The 1,860-nt window shown below is 63.4% G+C and carries 2 protein-coding genes and 1 pseudogene; all 3 read right to left on the reverse strand.

What is annotated here, in order from left to right; genetic code table 11:
• Nucleotides 1–330, reverse strand: a 330-nt coding sequence (locus E0504_RS48400; RefSeq protein WP_306769428.1) for a helix-turn-helix domain-containing protein, incomplete at its 3' end; no start/stop codon positions are given.
• A gap of 876 nt (nucleotides 331–1,206) precedes the next feature.
• Nucleotides 1,207–1,503, reverse strand: a pseudogene (locus tag E0504_RS48405) (IS1380 family transposase); the annotation flags it as partial.
• A gap of 20 nt (nucleotides 1,504–1,523) precedes the next feature.
• The coding region (locus E0504_RS48410) for an integrase core domain-containing protein (RefSeq protein ID WP_165938873.1) at nucleotides 1,524–1,860 on the reverse strand (337 nt) is incomplete at its 5' end.

Genomic DNA, 1,860 nt, shown 5'->3' on the forward strand with positions numbered 1-1,860 from the left:
CCCCGGCCCCCGGCGCAGGATCGCCTCCAACCGGCCCAGATCCCGATCATCCAACCGGCACCGCGACAACGGACCAGCCGACCGCAACGCCGCCGCGCCCCCTGACTCCCACGCCCGATACCAGCAGCCCGCTGTTTTCGGAGTCACCTTGAATTCCCGCGCCACCTCCGTCCGTGTCGCTCCCGCGGCGAACCGGTCAGCCGCGGCCAACCGAACCCGCTCCCGTTCCACCTGCCCGGCGGGCGTCAACCCGCCACCCGTCGCATACCTCATAGCAAAAGATGTACCCGCCCACCACCAGCCATCACCAGACCCATTAACACCACACATTAATCGTCAGTACGCCACCGCATCCTCCTCGACTAACACGCAGTCACCACCGAAAGTGGAACAGAGTCGTTGATCAGACACTCCCCCTACGTGGCGTCACCTCCTGGTGGCGTCACCTCCTGTCTCATGGGCACACGAACTGCATGCATGGTTCGATGGGAGGGAGCTGGAAATCTGTCACGCAACGTGATGACTCCAGCTCCCTACTCCACCGTCATTCCTCATCCGAAACGCGCATCGGCCTCCAAGAATTAAGGATTATAGTAGTAATCCCACCGGTCGCCCTCAAAAGCGCAAGCCCAATCTTGGTCAAGAGGTGGCATGTTTCCGTATGCAACGCATGCTGCTCTAGAGTTGAAGCTTGGTCCCACGCTGGCCGCAGATGCGGGATTTGCGACAAGGATGAATAGGATTGGCATCAAGGCGGCCGTGCAAATGGTAGTGATCATCTTTATCACGGTGGGATCTCCAATCGAGAGAGGATGGCCTGGACCCGAACATTGGTCCGGGTCTTCTCGGTCGGCAAGCGTCTCCACCTTGGAGGCGACCGACGATATAACGTGTCGTCGGAAATGTAGACCGCAAGAGGACGACAGCGGGAAAGATGCCCGCCCCACGACTCGCGAAACCACGACAGGATGGATTACTACTATTTAGTTTGAGTATTAAAGGGCGGCTAGAGCAGTGTGGGCGACCAGTGGAAAGGTGACAATAGGCGGAGAATACCCCATGGTGGCATTTAGCCTCGATCTTTCGCCTGGTGGGTGGGTGAGGTCTCGTGAGGACCGCCCGCTGTCTTCGATGTTGAATTGTGCCGTCGGGTCGTGATGGGGTGGCCCGTTGTCGCGCGGGTTGGGCGCTGGTCCACGGCCGGGGGTGCAGGGGCAGGTTCGCCAGGCCGGTGTCCTTGGCTGCGCGGATGCGGTCCTCGCAGCGGGCCCGGCGGCGGTGGCGCAGTTCCAGGTCGGCGAGCTGTCCGCGGCGGGTGTTGGTGGCGAAGGCGGTGCAGCGGTTGCCGTCGAGGTGGGTGATCCGTAGCTGGGCGCCGGGGTGGGGACGTTCCTTGCGCACGATGACCCGCATGCCCGCCGGCCAGCCGGCCAGGTCCATCAGCCCGGTCAGCTCGGCGACCCATGCGCCGTCGCGGGGCTGCCCGTCACTGTCAAGTACCGGGTTTGATGGAGGCTCGGTTGTCACGCGCCGGCGGGCTGCCGGGCGTCCTCGATCTTGTGTTGGGCGGCCGCGTAGGCGGCCTCGTACTCCGCGGGCGGGACCATGTTGATCTCCCCGTGGAGCCTTCGGTGGTTGTACCAGTCGATGTACTCGGCGACGGCAACCTCAAGATCGGCGTGCCCCGCCCACGGTCCTCTGTTGCGGATCAGCTCAGCCTTGAACAGCGAGTTGAACGCCTCCGCCATGGCGTTGTCGTAGGAATCGCCGACCGAGCCCACGGAGGCGACGGCCTCCGCCTCGGCCAGGCGCTCGGTGTACCGGACGGCGACGTACTGACCGAATTCAACCGGTCGTCGC

The sequence above is a fragment of the Parafrankia sp. BMG5.11 genome (assembly GCF_004337455.1).